At 39.7% G+C, this 16859-nt stretch carries 12 protein-coding genes and 1 riboswitch; of the genes, 9 read left to right on the forward strand and 3 right to left on the reverse strand.

The annotated features are described in order from the left end of the window. Positions 1-102 precede the first annotated feature (102 nt). From A4G16_RS00145 to A4G16_RS00155, 3 genes are all read left to right on the forward strand, one after another. Entirely contained in the window at positions 103-1260 is a 1158-nt protein-coding gene (locus A4G16_RS00145; protein WP_165888172.1) for a bifunctional tRNA (adenosine(37)-C2)-methyltransferase TrmG/ribosomal RNA large subunit methyltransferase RlmN, read from the forward strand. 400 nt (positions 1261-1660) lie between these two features. After that, entirely contained in the window at positions 1661-2410 is a 750-nt protein-coding gene (locus A4G16_RS00150) for a MipA/OmpV family protein (protein WP_165888173.1), read from the forward strand. A 137-nt stretch (positions 2411-2547) separates the two neighbouring features. Then, positions 2548-3324, forward strand: a complete 777-nt coding sequence (locus tag A4G16_RS00155; protein ID WP_165888174.1) for a MerR family transcriptional regulator — start codon at positions 2548-2550, stop codon at positions 3322-3324. 61 nt (positions 3325-3385) lie between these two features. On the opposite strand, the gene A4G16_RS00160 is transcribed toward A4G16_RS00155, so the two are convergent. Further along, a complete protein-coding gene (locus A4G16_RS00160; RefSeq protein WP_165888175.1) occupies positions 3386-4078 on the reverse strand; it encodes a CPBP family intramembrane glutamic endopeptidase in 693 nt (230 codons plus the stop codon). Positions 4079-4580: 502 nt separating this feature from the next. On the opposite strand from A4G16_RS00160, the gene pilW reads away from it, so the two are divergent. Together pilW and A4G16_RS00170 are read left to right on the forward strand one after the other, a co-directional pair. Then, positions 4581-5138 (forward strand): type IV pilus biogenesis/stability protein PilW, encoded by a 558-nt coding sequence (gene pilW, locus A4G16_RS00165; protein WP_165888176.1) that lies wholly within the window; start codon positions 4581-4583, stop codon positions 5136-5138. Further along, on the forward strand, positions 5135-7471 hold the full coding sequence (locus A4G16_RS00170; RefSeq protein WP_165888177.1) for a Tex family protein: 2337 nt from the start codon (positions 5135-5137) through the stop codon (positions 7469-7471). Before pilW ends, A4G16_RS00170 begins: the two co-directional genes overlap by 4 nt. 139 nt (positions 7472-7610) lie before the next feature. Here A4G16_RS00170 and A4G16_RS00175 read toward each other — a convergent pair whose 3' ends face one another. Together A4G16_RS00175 and A4G16_RS00180 are read right to left on the reverse strand one after the other, a co-directional pair. After that, the gene (locus A4G16_RS00175; protein WP_165888178.1) at positions 7611-8432 is read right to left on the reverse strand and encodes an SDR family NAD(P)-dependent oxidoreductase; all 822 of its coding nucleotides are present in this window, start codon (positions 8430-8432) and stop codon (positions 7611-7613) included. 1 nt (position 8433) lies between these two features. After that, positions 8434-8997 carry a nitroreductase family protein gene (locus tag A4G16_RS00180; protein ID WP_165888179.1) on the reverse strand — a complete coding sequence of 188 codons (564 nt, stop codon included), beginning with the start codon at positions 8995-8997 and terminating at the stop codon, positions 8434-8436. 120 nt (positions 8998-9117) lie between these two features. On the opposite strand from A4G16_RS00180, the gene sppA reads away from it, so the two are divergent. From sppA to A4G16_RS10920, 4 genes are all read left to right on the forward strand, one after another. Then, positions 9118-10974, forward strand: coding sequence for a signal peptide peptidase SppA (gene sppA, locus A4G16_RS00185; protein WP_165888180.1), 1857 nt, complete (start codon positions 9118-9120; stop codon positions 10972-10974). 67 nt (positions 10975-11041) lie between these two features. Next, positions 11042-11138, forward strand: a riboswitch (TPP riboswitch). A 107-nt stretch (positions 11139-11245) separates the two neighbouring features. Then, positions 11246-12784, forward strand: a complete 1539-nt coding sequence (gene thiE / locus A4G16_RS00190) for a thiamine phosphate synthase (protein ID WP_165888181.1) — start codon at positions 11246-11248, stop codon at positions 12782-12784. After that, positions 12777-13949 carry a putative hydroxymethylpyrimidine transporter CytX gene (gene cytX, locus A4G16_RS00195; protein ID WP_165888182.1) on the forward strand — a complete coding sequence of 391 codons (1173 nt, stop codon included), beginning with the start codon at positions 12777-12779 and terminating at the stop codon, positions 13947-13949. The genes thiE and cytX overlap by 8 nt, the downstream gene beginning before the upstream one ends. 73 nt (positions 13950-14022) lie before the next feature. After that, positions 14023-16782, forward strand: a complete 2760-nt coding sequence (locus A4G16_RS10920; RefSeq protein WP_237052375.1) for an autotransporter outer membrane beta-barrel domain-containing protein — start codon at positions 14023-14025, stop codon at positions 16780-16782. Positions 16783-16859 lie beyond the last annotated feature (77 nt).

Raw genomic sequence — 16859 nt, forward strand, 5'->3', positions numbered from 1 at the left:
TGGCTTAATGAACAAAGAGTCAGTAAAATTGCCGACTTCAAAAATCATATTGCAAAACTAACCTTTTGCCGTAATACGTGTAATAACGAGGCTTTCAATTTTATGTCAGAACAAATTGTGGGTGCAGTGTCTGCTGCAGAGCAACCAAAAGAAAAAATCAATCTATTAAACCTTAACCGCCAAGAAATGCGTGAGCTGTTTGCAGAAATGGGTGAAAAGCCTTTCCGAGCTGATCAGCTAATGAAGTGGATTTACCATTTTGGCGAAGATAATTTCGATAATATGAGCAATATTAACAAAGTATTGCGTGAGAAATTAAAACGTATTGCGGAAATTAAGGCCCCTGAAGTCGCGGTGGAGCAACGCTCTGCTGATGGTACCATTAAGTGGGCAATGCAAGTGGGCGATCAACAAATTGAAACGGTGTATATTCCGGAAGACGACCGTGCAACTCTATGTGTCTCTTCACAAGTAGGCTGTGCTTTAGCCTGTACTTTCTGCTCAACGGCTCAACAAGGTTTTAACCGTAACTTAAGTGTAGCGGAAATTATCGGGCAGGTATGGCGTGCTTCTAAAATTATCGGAAACTTTGGTGTGACCGGCGTTCGCCCAATCACCAATGTGGTAATGATGGGCATGGGAGAGCCATTACTGAATATGAATAACGTAATTCCAGCAATGGAAATTATGTTAGATGATTTCGCCTATGGTTTATCCAAACGCCGTGTGACGCTTTCAACGTCGGGTGTTGTACCGGCATTAGATAAAATGCGTGAACAAATTGATGTGGCATTGGCAATTTCGCTTCACGCCCCGAACGATGAATTGCGTGATGTGTTAGTGCCGATTAATAAAAAATATAACATCAAAATGTTGATGGAATCGGTAAATAAATACCTAGAGGTTTCTAACGCTAACCACGGCAAAGTAACGATTGAATATGTGATGTTAGATCACGTTAATGATAGTACCGAGCATGCCCACCAGCTTGCTGAGGTGCTAAAAAACACACCGTGCAAAATTAACCTTATTCCTTGGAACCCGTTCCCACAAGCACCTTATGGCAAGAGTTCAAACTCGCGTACAGACCGATTCCAAAAAACCTTAATGGAATATGGCTTTACCGTTACGGTGCGTAAAACCCGAGGCGATGATATTGACGCCGCTTGTGGACAGCTTGCTGGCGATGTTATCGACCGAACCAAACGTACCCTAGAAAAACGCAAGTTTGGACAAGGGATTGAGGTAAAAATGCATTAATTTTTTAATTTAATCTTGATTTCTCTATTAAGACAAACAGAAAAGCTGGTTGTTGTATAAGACTTTTCCCTCAATTTCGGGGAAATAAAGATATACAATCAACCAGCTTATTGGAATAGAGCATATCAAATAAATACACCACAGGATCATCTTAAAAGCTGTAGATAATTATTCATAGAGATGGTTTTGCCTCAACGTCCATGCTAATTCTAAGTAGATAAAGATTGTTACATCACTAAACGTAGCAAGAAAAATCAATAATGAAGATAAGCTGTTTATTTCGTACATCATAATAGCTCCAACTATAAGAAAAATTTTCTCTTGACCTTAAATCTACTCTAACCTTTATTATGCTAGTACCTTATTAGGTTATCCATTATTAAGTTTATTGAGGAATACTATGAGAAAATGTGCAGTATATCTAATTCCGTTATTATCTGTTTCAACTGCTTTCGCAGGAGAGGGGATATTTTCTGTTGGAGTAAGTGGTAGTATTGGTACTACTCCCTATATAGGTTACAAAAATAAACAGGATGCACTTCCGATACTCCAATACCAAAATGATCATTTTTATATTCAAGGTCTAGGAGCAGGTATTAAATTTTGGCAATCGCAAGATCAAAACCAAGAGCTTCTTTTAGGTGCTTCCTATTCGCCTCATTCTTTTAAAGCAAGTAAAAGTAGTGATGAGCGTATGAAAAGGCTTAATAATCGAAAAGCAACAGTAATGGCGGATGTTGTCTACAATATTCACTCGCTTTACGGTAGCCTGGAAAATGCTTTGTCTTGGGATATTCTAGGCAGAAGTAAGGGGATTTTAGCAACAACACAATATGGTATTTATTGGGACATTGCACCGAAGCTTACAATTAAAACGGCAGTTGGTTTAGCCTATGCTAACGCTAAATATAACCGATACTATTACGGCGTATCGGAAATAGAAAGCCAGCGAAGTGGTTTTCGAACCTATAAGCCTAAAAGCTCAATCCAACCTTACATTGAATTAACAGCAAATTACGATTTCACTAAAAATCTCAGTGTATTTGCATCAATTCGTAGTGATAAACTTGCCAAAACTATTCGTAATAGTCCGATTACCAATGATAAATACCAAAGCGAAGCTAGCTTAGGCCTTTTATATAGTTTTTAATTTCCTCCCTCCGCAAGCGGTCAATTTTTGTTAAATTTTTACTTTTATTGACCGTTCCCTTTTTCTTGCCTTGCATTTTTTCCCTTAAACAATAACATAATGATATTTAAAGGTTAAGCTAGATTTAAAATTAAATAATGAAAAGAAAAACAGAAGAGAGTCGGTGGCTGGAAGGTGGGCTGAGTTTGAAAGAAGTTTCTCAAATACTGGGAATACCAGCTTCTACCTTACGTTATTGGGATAAAGAAGGGATAGTAGCATTTGAACGTAACCAGCAGAACGATTATCGCCAGGTATCGTTGTTCACTATTTTAGATTTGCTTGATGTTTTGGATTACAGGGAAATGGATGTGCCGATTGACAAAATCAAACAAGCGCCACACATGACAACAGATGAGCTATTATCGTTATTGGATAAAAATCGCACAGAGCTGAAAGCTAAAATTGTCAAATTGCAGCAGACCTTATGTAAAATCGACCTCAAAGAACAGGCGTTGCAACGTTTGAAAATATTGGAACAGAGGAAACCAGCTCTGGTTTACCGCCAAATGCCAACTATTTATAAGGTAGATTTGCAGGATATGGATGATGTTAGAAAATATCTCGTTCCTATGCAGGCGGCGGATTTACTGCATGCCAATGATCTCAGTTATTGGAGGGCAGGTATGATAACGGAGAATAGCTGCGGAAAGATCCTTCGTTCCGCTGATATTAAACCGATGCCTTATCTCAATGGGTTATTGCGTTTTGAACGCAATAACAGGAAAGAGAATAGTAGTGAACTATTCAATCTTGCTCGTAGTATGGGCTATTGTCCGCAATATACTATTTTTCAATTTCTTGCTGTTGCTAATCATCCCGAATACGGATTATGCGATTACCATGAGTGTTGGATAGAATTAGCCGAGGGCTAATTTATTTTTGGATAAAGCTCTTGTTCCATCTCTTATACAGAATTAAATTGGTCGCTGGATCTTATGAGAATAATAATCCTAGGGAGCTTAATCCGAAAATATCAAATGCTGCGTGTGCTAAAAAAAACGGTACTAGCACTGGAATTTTTCGGCGAAATAGCCAGAACGACACACCTAACGTAGTGATAGTTAGAGCTCCTGCCAAGCCTTGATAAGTATGGAGGATAAAGCGCAAGAACAGGCTGAATATAACAGCTTTGGGTAGCATTTCCTGTTTTATGGTGAAAACTAAGCCCATAAAGAAGATCTCTTCAAAAAAGCCGTTAAGTAGCGAAGTTATGATCAATTCGAGCGTATAGTGTGTGCTTTTGTAATCGCTTTGTTCTGCTTCAGGATAGTGTTCGGGGATTATAAAGGCGTGCATGTACTGGTATAAGTCCGCAACTAGCCCGGCACCGACGAATAAAAGTAAGGCGAGTGGTATAGTGTTTCGGTTTATTTTGAAATTCAGAACGCTGAAATCAAACTTGCGCCAACGCAGATACAACCATGCGATAACCAACAAAAATAGTTGCATGCCGAAGGTTTTCCAATTAGCTAAATCATTGATAGACAGATTTTCGGGAACTACTTGATTCTGTTGCAGGAGTATAAAGTACCACTTTATGGAAGAGTATGCGGAAATACCGAAAAAGATAATTGCCAGTAGTACGATATCAACGAAGGTAAGGTGTTTTATTTTTGAATTAGACATAATTATTTCTCCTTTTAATAAATAATTTTTATCTATCTTTAAAGTAGAGATAATTGAATTACTACTATTTCTACAGTATTAGATATCACCATTTTTATATATAAATTGGGGGAAGTCTATTCTATGAATTTTTGTATTTTACTTTACAACTCGTTTTTTATCAATAACTTTTGACTAAAAATAGCTTAAAAACTTACATATAATAAAGATTAAAGTGGGTTTAAGATCAAGCTAGAAATTCAACGCAGATATTTCAATTTTTACCAGTAAAGCTTATGTTTAAAAGAGGATATACTTTGTGTCTTTAGGCTGTAATGTTTCTACGTTGAGATCGAAATGATAACGGAGTGAGTACCATTAAAAAATTATTTAAGTAGCAATAAGTATTTTTGCGATCTGCATCGAAAAATCAGTATTAAAAATTTCCCTTAGCTTGCAAAAATCACTAGTCTTAGCGGTTATTGAACAGTAAAATTTAGCCTTTTGATGATAGGAGAGCGCTATGTTTGCAAAATTTTTTAGAAAAATAACCGCTTGTGCTGCTATTTTATTATTAGCAGCTTGTTCTTCTAACCAAGAAGTATCTTCCGAATCAGCATTTAATCGCTCGGAAGCTGTAAAAGCCCGAATCAATCTTGCTTTAGCTTATTTAGATCAAAACGATTTCCCTAAAGCGAAACAGAATATTGATAAAGCCCTTGCTCACGATGAAAAAGATTATTTGCCTTACTCGGTACTTGCTTACTATTACCAACAAACAGGTGAGGTAGAAAATGCAGAAAAAGCGTATCAGCAGGCCTTAAATTTAAGCAAAAGTCGTCCTGACGTGCTGAATAATTACGGCACCTTTTTGTGTAAACAAGGTCAATTTCAACAGGCTTATCAACAATTTGAAAAAGCGATACAAAGCCCTAAGCCTTATTATCATCAAGCCGATAGTTTAGAAAATATTATTCTGTGTGCAAAAAAAGAGCCCAATCCGCAGAAAGTGATCGAAACATTAACCCAGCTCGAAAAATTAGATAAAGCTCGAGCAAATTTATTGAAGGAAAATCAATGACCCAATTAAACAGTGAGTTAAATCGTCAAATTAGCCAGATTATTGCGAGCGAATTAAATGTTGCTTCAAACCAAATTTTAGCGGCCATCACCTTGCTGGATGAAGGGAACACAATTCCCTTTATTGCCCGTTATCGCAAAGAGGTCACAGGTGGGTTGGACGACACTCAATTACGTCATTTTGAAACACGCCTTATTTACTTGCGTGAGATGGATGATCGCCGTCAAACTATTCTGAAATCTATTGAGGAACAAGGCAAATTAACCGAAGAATTGAGAGAAAAAATCTTAAATTGCGAAAGCAAAACCGAGTTGGAAGATCTCTATTTGCCTTACAAACCTAAACGCCGTACTCGCGGACAAATTGCGATTGAAGCAGGACTTGAGCCGTTGGCGGAAAGTTTGTGGAACGATCCAAGCCAAATGCCTGAATTACTTGCTGAGCAGTTTATTAATGCTGAAAAAGGCATAGCCGACAGTAAAGCAGCGTTAGATGGGGCAAGATATATTTTAATGGAGCGTTTTAGTGAGGATGCAGAATTACTTGCAAAACTTCGCCAATATTTGACCGCTTACGCCACGCTTGAATCCAACGTTATTGAGAGCAAAGAGGAAGAAGGTGAAAAATTCCGTGATTACTTTGCTCACAGTGAGCCTTTTAAAACCGTGCCTTCTCACCGTGCTTTAGCAATGTTTCGTGGACGTAACGAGGGCATTTTATCTCTTTCTCTTAATGCTGATCCGCAAGCGGAGGAAGGCAGTAAAACCAGTCATTGTGAAGAGATCATTCGCAGCCATTTAGGGGTGATATTCAACAATCAACCGGCAGATAAATGGCGTGAGCAAGTAATTGCTTGGACGTGGAAAATCAAAGCAGCCCTGCATTTAGAAACGGAATTAATGGGAAGCCTACGTGAAAAGGCGGAAGAAGAAGCGATTGATGTTTTTGCTCGTAACTTATCGGCATTGTTAATGGCTGCTCCTGCCGGTGCAAGAAACACGATGGGTTTAGATCCCGGCTTGCGTACGGGGGTGAAAGTCGCGGTGGTGGATAACACCGGAAAATTGCTCGATACCACCACAATTTATCCACACACGGGGAGAGAAGCAGAGGCCCAAGTAGCCATTTTCACACTGATTAAAAAGCATAATGTAGAGCTGATTGCGATTGGTAACGGTACCGCCTCACGTGAAACCGAGCGTTTTGCTAAAGAAGTGATTAAAGAGATCAAAGAGAACAAACCGCAAACGGTGGTCGTGAGTGAGGCCGGCGCTTCGGTTTATTCAGCTTCGGAATTTGCGGCAAATGAGTTCCCGAATTTAGATGTGTCACTGCGTGGTGCGGTATCCATTGCTCGCCGTTTGCAAGATCCATTGGCAGAATTGGTGAAAATTGAACCTAAAGCCATTGGTGTGGGGCAGTATCAGCACGATGTAAACCAATCACAATTAGCTCGTAAATTAGATGCAGTAGTGGAAGATTGTGTAAATGCGGTTGGCGTGGATTTAAATACTGCTTCTGCTGCTTTACTTGCCCGCGTGGCAGGGATGACCAAAACGCTTGCACAAAATATTGTCGCTTATCGTGATGAAAACGGCCGTTTTAACAGCCGTTCTGATCTGAAAAAAGTGCCACGTTTAGGGCCTAAAGCTTTTGAACAATGTGCAGGCTTTATGCGAATTATCGGCGGTAAAAATGCTTTAGATGCGTCAAGCGTTCACCCTGAAGCTTATCCGATTGTTGAAAAAATCTTACAAGCAACCACCTCAACTTTGGCAGAATTAATGGGAAATACCACTAAAATTCATTCACTGAATGCTAAAGATTTTGTGGACGAACAGTTTGGTTTACCAACGGTTAATGATATTTTCAAAGAGTTAGAAAAACCAGGGCGTGATCCGCGCGGTGAATTTAAAACCGCAAGTTTTATGGACGGTGTAGAAGAGATTTCTGACCTCAAGGTAGGAATGATCTTAGAAGGCACGGTTACAAACGTAGCAAACTTCGGGGCATTTGTGGATATTGGCGTTCACCAGGACGGTTTAGTCCATATCTCAATGCTTTCCAACTCTTTTGTGGAAGATCCGCATACAGTAATTAAAGCCGGTGATGTGGTGAAGGTAAAAGTATTAGAGGTGGATGTGGCTCGCAAACGTATTGCATTATCTATGCGTTTAGATGATAAACCTGCAGAGAAAAGTGAGACAACAAGCGGTCGAAATTCAGCAGAAATTCGCAAAAATCCGGCAAAAAATGACCGCTTGCGTTCGGATAATCGCAATAGCTTCGGCAATAATGCCTTTGCCGATGCGTTGAAAGGGTGGAAGAAGTAATCAAAATAACCTAGCACGAGCCGTGCTAGGTTCGTTAATCCCAGCCCCTCAGGGGCTGAAGAAAGAGCCGCAGAGCGGCTCAGATTAAATAACTCTATACGGCTCGTATAGGGTTTGGTAATGGTCTTATTTTTATCAATTATCCACCAAATTTCCGATTCATATAATCAAACGCAGCTGTTGGCAAAATTCGTCTTAACCACCAAAACAATTTGGTCGGAAAAGTTACCTGATAGCGTGCTTTGGGCTTTTTATCATTCAAGGCTTTTAAGCACGCTTCTGCACAAGCTGAGGCAGGTAAAGTAAAAGGATTTGCATTGCTTTTTGTGGTTAAGCGTTGGTATTGCGTTTGGTTTAGCGCTTTATGATAAGAGTTTTCCACATCAATATACTGCTCTAATTTCGCCACTGAATTAGGGCGGAATCGGCTTTGAATCGGGCCAGGTTGGATAAGCGAAACATAAATATTTGAGCCGTGTAATTCACAACGCAAGGTATCTGCTAAACCTTCCAAGGCAAATTTAGTGGCATTATAAGCTCCACGATAGTGCATAGCCGCAAAACCTAAAATACTACTGTTGATTAATATTCTGCCGTGATTTTGCTCTCGGAAGATTTTCATTGCCTGATTAATTACTTCCCATGCCCCGAACACGTTAGTTTCAAAAATTTCACGCAGGGCTTCTCTCGGCACATCTTCTACACAACCGGGCTGACCGTAGCCGGCATTGCAAAAAATTGCATCTAATTGACCGCTTGCTCGAATATAATCGAAAGCCTGTTGGATTTGGTTGCTATCAGTAACATCAAGCAAAATCGTTTCAAACCCTTCTGCTTGTAAACGTGCAACATCTTCAACTTTACGGCAACTAGCGATAACTCGCCAGCCTGCTTGTTTTAAATGTGCTGCTGTTGTATAACCGATACCTGATGAGCAACCTGTGATTAAAATTGTCTTCATCTTATTTTATATAGCTGATAAAACCGTCTAAACTTTCGCTTTCAGGTGCTAAGTTGATCTGTTCGTCTTCTATTGGTGAACCCACCATTAACAGAGCAATGATTTTATCACCCTCTTGGCAGTCAAAAGCGGTACGAAGCGAAGAGCCGTTTACCCATTTGTTTGTGATCCAAACTGTATCAAAACCTAACGCATTGGCGGCAAGTTGAATGGCGTAAGTGGCACAACCGGCAGAGAGCATTTGTTCCCACGCAGGTACTTTGGCGATGTTATGGTCTAATTTTGCTACAACACCGATAATCATTGGCGCTCGGGAGGCTAATTTTTCTGCTTTTGCTAAATGTTCTTCGCTCAGATTGAATTCAGCCACAGCAGCTTTGAAATGTTCACAAATTTTTGGCATTCCGCTTTTTTCAATGACCACGAAATGATAAGGCTTTAAGCGACCATGATCCGGAACCCGTAATCCTGCTTTTAAAATTTGTTCAAGTTGTTCTGCATTTGGGGCTTTATCGCCAAATTTTTTATTGGAACGGCGACGCTGTAATAAATCTAATATTTGCATAAAAAATACCTATAGATTCAGGGGTAAGAGTGGTAAAAGCATATCATATTTTACTCATTGCGCGATTGCTTTATACTATGTCCCGAATTATTTTATATAATTTTATTAGGAGACAAGCTTATGTTTAAAGTTTTTAATATTTTTTATCGCATTTTCCGATGCATTAGAGAGTGTGTTATCAACCTCTTTTTTGTGCTTTTTATCTTAATGCTTATACCGATTTTTGCCTTTATTTCAGAAGGTACACAATCGACAAAGCCGATTTTTACTCAAGGGGCATTACGCCTAAATTTAGATGGGTATTTAGCGGATAATCGAGAACAATTTGCCGATTTTTATCGCTTAATACAATCTGAATTAGGTGACAGCAAGTCGCTTAAAATTTCTACTTTTGATGTGGTACAAGCCATTAGACAAGCTAAAGATGATCCTAAAATTACCGGATTAGTGCTGGATTTAAGTGCGTTGCAAAATGCGGATTTTTCCTCTTTGGATTTTGTTGGAAATGAAATTAAGCATTTTAGAACATCCGGTAAGCCGGTAATTGCAGTAGGTGAGCAATATTCGCAAAAGCAATATTATTTAGCTTCTTTTGCTGATGAAATTTATCTTAATAAAGCAGGTACCGTTGAGTTAAAAGGCTTAAGCTATACTAATACTTATTTTAAAGCCTTGCTCAACAAAATTGAGGCTGAGCCACATATTTTCCGTGTTGGCACTTATAAATCTGCAGTTGAGCCCTTTATTCGAGATGATATGTCTCCTGAGGCTAAGCAAAATGCTGAAGGCTGGCTGAAAGATACTTGGCATAAAGCGGTAACAACCATTGCAGAAAACCGCAATATAACTCCCCAAGAAATTGATTTAACCCCAGAGGTTTATATTGAAAAATATAAGCAAGCTAAAGGGAATGACGCTGAGTTTGCTCTTAAGCAAAAATGGGTGACAAAATTGGTGTCTAACCACGAAAGCCAAAGTATGTTAATTTCCCTGTTTGGTAAAAACTCAGAAAACAGCTACAACCACGTTGAATTTAGTGATTATCTTTATGAGCTAAATGACCGCTTTAATAATATAAATAAACCTAAAATTGCGGTAATAAATGTGGAAGGCGAGATTATGGATGGCGAGAGTGATGAATCCAGCGTAGGAAGTGAAACTGTGGTGAAATTACTACAAAAAGCCCGAGAGGATAGCAATGTTCAAGGCTTGTTGTTGCGTATTAACAGCCCAGGTGGTAGTGCAATGGCATCGGAAATCATTCGCCAAGAAGTCGAAGAATTTCAAAAAGCGGGTAAACCTGTCGTAGCTTCAATGGGTGACATTGCAGCTTCGGGGGGATATTGGATTGCCGCGACCAGCGATAAAATTATTGCCAGCCCAAATACGCTCACCGGTTCTATCGGTATTTTCGGTTTAGCGGTCACTTTTGAGAAAACAGCGAAAAAATTCGGTGTAACTGAAGATGGCATTGCGACTTCTGCTTTAGCTCAGAAAGTTGGGTTAAAAACCTTACCAAAAGAGCAGGGAGAAGTGTTACAAATTGGCATTGAAAATGGATACGAACGCTTTTTGGAATTGGTTGCCCGTGGCAGAAAAATGTCAAAAGAAGCCGTAGATAAAGTCGCTCAGGGCCAAGTTTGGTCTGGTAATGAGGCGTTAAAACATGGATTAGTGGATGAGTTAGGTGATTTTAATACCGCTTATTCGACGCTATCTACTTTAATTAATCAAAAACGTCAGACTGAAAATCAGCCTGAAATCGAGCAGTTGGATTTACAATGGTTTGTTGAAGAAGATAACAGTCTGTTAGGCACTTTAGCCCGTGATTTTAAAACTCAGTTACAGGTGAAATTAGTGAGCTGGCTTGATTTACCGTGGCTTAAAAAATCAGCCCAACAAGTTGATATACTCTCACGATTTAATGATCCAAAACAGATGTATCTCTACTGTTTAAATTGTGGGAAAATAGATTAGAGGTCTGACAAGCGGTTAAAAATTGCAAAAATTTTGCCAAAAAAGACCGCTTGTTGATATATACTAAAAATTCTTGTCGGAGTGCCGTAAGGCTGAGATCGCAAATGCGAGATCCGTGGAACCTGTAGGTTAGTACCTGCGTAGGGAACAAGTTTTACCAAATTTAGAGATTGATTGCTGCCTTATCAACTAAGGTTTTCAATCAATCTTTTGTTACCGATTACCACATCTCTGACAAGCAAACCCTTAACTCTAAAATGAGGATTTTGCGATGTCTATTTCTAACTCTCATCATTCAGCTAAAGTGATTTGGACGGTTGCCGGCTCGGATTCCTGTGCCGGAGCAGGTTTACAAACCGATTTACATACGTTTCACGATTTCAATTTGGTTGGTTGCTCGGTGGTCACTTCCGTGACTGCTCAACACCCGCATGGCGTGCTTTGTGTAACGCCTGTTGATGATTACACTTTCCGCCAGCAGTTTGAGGCTTTGCTCATTCAAGGTTACCCGAATGCAATTAAAATCGGCTTGCTTTGTTCCCAAAATCAGGTGGAAATTCTGTGCGACTATATCCAAAAAATCCGTGTAGAAAGCCAAGAATATTGCCAAGTAATTTACGACCCAGTGGCGGTAGCAAGTAGTGGGCAAGCCTTATCAGATAGTATTTTGTTACCTATTGTGCAGAAAAAACTTTATCCCTTAGTGGATTTAATTACCCCAAATGGTATGGAATTAGCCTTGCTGAGTGAAACAGAAATTGTTACTTTTGAGGATGTAAAAACTGCCGCTCAAAAACTATTTGCTCAAGGCATAAAAGCCGTATTAGCCAAGGGCGGACATTTTGAATGGCAAGGCGAAACAGTAAGCGATTATTTACTCACTCCACAAGAGAGCTACTGCTTTTCCCACCAGCGTTTGCAAAGCGTGAATACTCACGGCACAGGCTGTACCTTTGCTTCTGCAATCGGAGCGATGTTGGCAAAAGGCTTTGCTTTGCCAGATGCCGTTACCCTTGCCACAGCTTATCTGCAGCAAGGCCTATCTGAAACGGAAGGAAAAGGACAAACTGCGTTAAGTTCTCTTTGCCACACAGGCTACCCAAGCGACATTACCTTTTTCCCAAAAACTACATTAATGTCGGCCCTCCTTCATTTACCGCAGCAAGCCTTTACTCCAACCGATTATCAACTTGGGCTTTACCCTGTTGTGGATAGTTTTGAGTGGATTGAGCGTTTAATTTCAGCTGGCGTGAAAACCTTGCAAATTCGCGTGAAAAATCGACCGCTTGCAGAGATTGAAAATGAAATCGCCCAAAGTGTTGCCCTTGCCAAAAAGCATAATGTACGTTTGTTTGTGAATGATTACTGGCAATTAGCCTTGAAATATCAAGCTTATGGTGTGCATTTAGGACAGGAAGATTTGGCCGCGGCGGATCTCAATGCTATCCAACAAGCTGGCTTGCGTTTAGGTGTTTCTACCCATGGTTATTTTGAAATTATGCGAGCCTTAGCGGTTAAACCCTCTTATATCGCTTTTGGCCACGTTTTCCCTACCCAAACCAAACAAATGCCATCTCAACCGCAAGGCTTAATTAATTTAGCGAAGTATGCAGATTTGGTTGCGCCACTCCATATCCCAACGGTTGCTATCGGCGGTATTCAGCAAGCCAATATTGAGCAAGTAATGAAATGTGGCGTAGGCAGCGTAGCGGTGGTGAGTGCGATTACTCAGGATCAGGAGTGGCAACAAGCGGTCAAAAATTTAGAAAAATTTGCAAATGGCGGCAAAAAAGGAGGCAACGATGAGTAGAAGTTTAAGTTCGCTCAACAGCGGCTTGATTTGGGCGGGAGCGGGCATTAGTGCCAGTGCGATTGTGGTCGGCACGTGGATCGCCCCGCTCGGCTGGCAACAAGGTTTACTGGCGATTGTTTTAGGGCATTTACTCGGCGGCATTTTATTTTTTGCTGCAGGTTTTATTGGGGCTAAAACAGGCAAAAACGCCATGCAAACGGTGCAGATTTCTTTTGGTAAAGGCTCGGTATTTTTCTCTCTCGCTAATGTGTTGCAACTGATTGGCTGGACCGCGATTATGATCTACACAGGGGCAGAAATCAGCAACGCTCTAAGCCTTGCCTTGTGGGATTTGTCTGCTTTCAGCCTTTGGGCGTGTGTGCTTGGTGTGTTGATTATTCTTTGGCTTTTTAGCGGTTCTAATCAGGTTGGTAAATTAAAGCTATTTACCTTAATTGCAATGTTTGTGCTGACATTATGGCTTAGTCTAAAAGTGTTAAACGGACAGAATCAGATTGCGGCTTCAGGTAATATGCCCTTTAGTACTGCTGTTGAGCTCGCAACCATTATGCCGCTTTCTTGGCTGCCACTGGTTTCCGACTATACCTCTAAAGCGAAAAAACCGCTTGCGGCAACACTTTCGGCAAGTATTGGTTATCTAATTACCAGTGCATGGATGTATGCGTTAGGGCTGGGAATGGTACTGTTTACTGGGCAAAGCGAAATTGCCCCGATGCTCCTGCTAACAGGCATGAGCTTGGTCGGCATTATAGTAATGATTTTGTCTACTGTTACCACGACTTTCTTAGATGCTTATTCCGCAGGAGTGAGTGCAAGTAATATCAGCACTAAATTAAAAGAAACCCCGACAGCTATTGCTGTTACCTTGATTGGTACGGTGTTAGCCTTAAGCTTGCCGGTGACCCAATATGAAAACTTTTTACTACTAATCGGCTCTGTATTCGCGCCAATGATTGCGGTGCAAATTGCTGACTTTTTCGTACTAAGACGCACTGAATCCCAACAAAATATGGATTGGCTGGCTTTTGGACTTTGGTTTATCGGTTTTATGCTTTATCACGGTTTATCTTATAGTAATGTGCATTTACCACTTGGCTTAACCATTCCTGTGATGTTAGTGATTTTTGTAACAACGGTTATTGTGAGAAAAGTCACAAAATAGAAAAATAAGCGGTTCAATTGGAGTGAAAATTTGCTAGAATTGGACTGTTTGTTTTAAACAATAAGGAAAGTTTATGAAGAATTTTAAATTATCCCCCATCACTCTTGTGTTAATTTCTGTTGGTATGGCTGCAAGTACGGCACAGGCTGCAAACTGTGAGAATATGACTATTACAGAAGGCTTTGCTGCTAAAGATCAAACGATCCAAAGTAATACTTGTACTTATGATTTGTCTGGTACAAATACACAAGATCCTGAAATAGAACTCAAGGGTACTAATGCTGTATTTGATAATGCTACAGTATTAGGAGATGGGAGTAAAAAATCAAAACGCTATTGGAGATTTGGTTCTAATATCGATTTATTTTCCGTTTTAGACAATTCTTCAGCAGTATTTAATAATAGTACATTATCTCTTAACTCTCTAGATTCTGAACGTTCAACGAATAATTTGTTAGATGTTGATAAATCAACATTAACATTAAATCATACTAAGCTTACGCATAATTCAGGTGGTAATGCAAAAATAGTCTATGCAGAGAATAATGCAACGGTTAACATAAATAATAGTGAGTTAAAATCTTCTACTCCGGAGAATATAAGTACTTTTTACTCTAATGTAGTACAAGTAAATGGATTAAATAATTCTACTATTAATGTTATGAATTCCACCTTATCTTCTCATAATGATAGTCGTCTTATTTATTTAAATAATTCAACCTTAAATTTATCCTCTTCAAAACTTTCTAATACAGGTAAGAAAAATGGAGGAGATATGATATCAGCAATAAAATCTAATGCTATTATCAAAGATTCTTCAGTTAATCTTACTGAATCAGATACAATTATTGATGCAACAGATTCAACATTCACAATTACAAATTCTACACTTGCTCATACGAAAGAAGTAGCTGGAGAATCTAGTTTCTTTGTCAATGGTAATATTCTTTTGAAAAATACAACAATGAATATTAAGGATAGTACTATAACAAATAAAAATGGTGATGGAATATTTATTGTTGGTAACTCTACACTTTCTATTACTAATACAAAAGCAGATGCTAATAAGTCAAAAGCTTTTCTTTTCGGAGAGGATAGATCAGATGCAGATGGTAATAGTAAAATTATTATTAAAGATAGCACTTTAAAAGCTGAACGAGGATTTATTCCGATAGATTCTAGGGCTACAACCAACCTTGATATTCAATTAGAAAATAGTACCATAGAAACAACAGCACTAAGATTTGAAGGTCGATATAATCCAGGTAACCATCAGTTAACCTCTAAAAACTCAGAATTAAGTGGTTATATTGATGATGCAAAAATGTCTGTTGAATTAAATGATTCTACTTGGACATATTCTTCAGATCTAGCACGAGATATTAAAGATTTATCAGGGAATAATTCAGAAATTAATATTGAGAAATCTCAGTATTTTTCTAATTTAGTGATCAATGGTAATTTAAGCGGAAATCTCCATTTTGGATTAAATACCGATCTTGCTTCTGAAAAAGGAAATAGTGTTATTGTCAAGGGTAAATCTGATGGCAAACATACGATTACGGTTAAAGATAGTGGTAATGAACCTAAAGCTGAAGGTGGAAAATTAACGTTAGTAAAAACTACTGATGGCATTGCAGCATTTTCGTTAAAAGATAAAGATTTTGTGGATGCCGGAGCTTACCGTTATCACTTAAATAAAGAAGGAACAGATTGGGTTCTTTCTAATAAGGTAACTCCAAAAGAGGATCCGAATGAACCAACCCAACCAATAGTACCTGTGAGCCCTGAGCCAACACCAGCGAAACCTGCTGATCCAGTACCACCTGTAGAGCCTACAACTCCACCGGCAAAACCGGCTCAGCCAGTGACACCACCAACGGTAACACCAGCGATCCCAATCTCACCAAGCCAGCCAGCCGTTCCAACTTCGCCTAGCGTACCAACAACCAGACCGGCATTGGCGGAATTGAGCGAAACCTCGAATGCCTTGGTGTTGCTTCGCCAAGCTCAGGGCTTGTTGCTCACGCAGAATTTACAAGGTATTCACCAACGTTTAGGCGAGTTGAAAACCGATAAAGCAGGTAATGTTTGGGTGAAAAATATTAATAGCCGTACAGAAGCGAAAGCCCAAAATGTTGCAGCGGATAGCCGTTCTTCGGGCTTTGAGATGGATTCCCACAGCCTACAAATTGGGGCAGATCGTGCGGTAAGTGATAACTTCCGTTTAGGCGGATTTGTTGGTACGAGTCGTGCAGATGTGGATTTCAACGGCGAATATGGCAAGGGTAAATTACGTTCGCAAGCGGTCGGATTTTACGCCACGTTTGCAAATGCAGACGGCTGGTATGTGGATAATATCGGCAAGTACGAACGTTTAACCGCACAGGCATCAAATGAAAAACGTAAATACAATGCTTTTAGCTTATCAAGTGAAGTGGGTAAACGCATTGCGTTATCGAATGATTGGACGGTTACGCCACAAGCTCAGTTGGCTTATCACACCATCAACGGCAAGGCAGATGAAAGTCGTTTAAGTCTGTTCACCGCTCGTGCAGGTGTACGTGTTGGAAAAGGTTTTGCCTTCGCTAACGGGTGGCACTTACAACCTTATGCTGAGCTAAATGCGATAGCAGAAAAAGCGAATAATGCTAAAGTGCGTGTAAACCAATACCAATTTGATGTGCCGGAAAATCGTGGACGATTCCAAACCTCAATTGGTTTTACCGCAGGTAATGGCAGCCACCGTGTAGGTTTAGAGGCTTCCACTACGCATGGTAAACAGTTAAAACAACCAATTTCGATTTTGGCTAACTATCGTTATCAGTGGTAATTGTTAATCAGCAAAGTTAGATAGGTAAGCGGTCCAATTTGTAAAAAGAAATGCAAATTGGACCGCTTGTTTTATTG

The organism is Mannheimia granulomatis, from assembly GCF_011455695.1.
GTDB classification, from domain to species: domain Bacteria; phylum Pseudomonadota; class Gammaproteobacteria; order Enterobacterales; family Pasteurellaceae; genus Mannheimia; species Mannheimia granulomatis_A.